This is a genomic window from Streptococcus sp. HMSC065H07 (genome assembly GCF_001837325.1).
GTDB lineage: Bacteria > Bacillota > Bacilli > Lactobacillales > Streptococcaceae > Streptococcus > Streptococcus salivarius_H.
Genome location: NZ_KV832054.1, coordinates 1 through 838, shown reverse-complemented (window position 1 = coordinate 838; position 838 = coordinate 1). Strand labels below are relative to the sequence as shown.

Below are 838 nucleotides of genomic sequence, written 5' to 3'. Positions count from 1 at the left end.
CAGCCACACTACGGGCAAAGCCCATTTCGTGGGTTACGACAACCATATTCATACCACCTTTGGCAAGTTTTTGCATAACCGCAAGCACGTCACCGATAGTCTCTGGGTCAAGGGCTGACGTTGGTTCGTCAAAGAGCAAGAGCTCAGGATTCATAGCAAGACCACGGGCGATAGCGATACGTTGTTTTTGTCCACCAGAAAGCATGCCAGGGTATGAATCTTTCTTGTCCCACATGTTAACGTAGCGAAGGAATTTTTCAGCAGTCTTTTCAGCGTCTGCCTTACTGATTCCAAGAACCTTGATAGGTGCCAAGGTAACATTTTCAAGAACGGTTTTGTGCGGGTAGAGGTTAAAGTGTTGGAATACCATCCCTGCTTCCTTACGCAATTCTACCAACTCTTTGGCAGAAGCTTCCGTCACATTATGTCCGTTAACGATAAGCGTACCGTTATCGATGGATTCCAAGGCGTTGATTGTACGGATAAGGGTAGATTTCCCAGACCCAGAAGGTCCCAAGAGAACCACAACTTGTCCTTTTTCAATTTCTAGATTGATATCACGAAGTGCATGATAATCTCCGTAATATTTATTAACATTTTTAAATTCAATAAGTGCCATAAGAGCCTCCTATAATGGATTTACTTGTTAGCTTTTCTAACATATATTGAATTTTAGCATAAGTAAAGTCGAAAGTCAAAAAATTCCGAATATTCTTTCAAAACGTTCGGTTTTTACTAAATAATTAATCATTTTTTGATATAAATATGAGAAAAACAAAAACCCACCCGTAGGTGAGTTTTTTATTTTATTCACTAGCTTGCTCCCATTGTTTAGAGA

General features: G+C 40.0%; 1 protein-coding gene. It reads right to left on the bottom strand.

The features are described 5' to 3' along the window. Positions 1-619: amino acid ABC transporter ATP-binding protein (locus HMPREF2637_RS10360; protein ID WP_070840190.1), on the bottom strand; the 619-nt coding region annotated here is incomplete at its 3' end. Positions 620-838 lie beyond the last annotated feature (219 nt).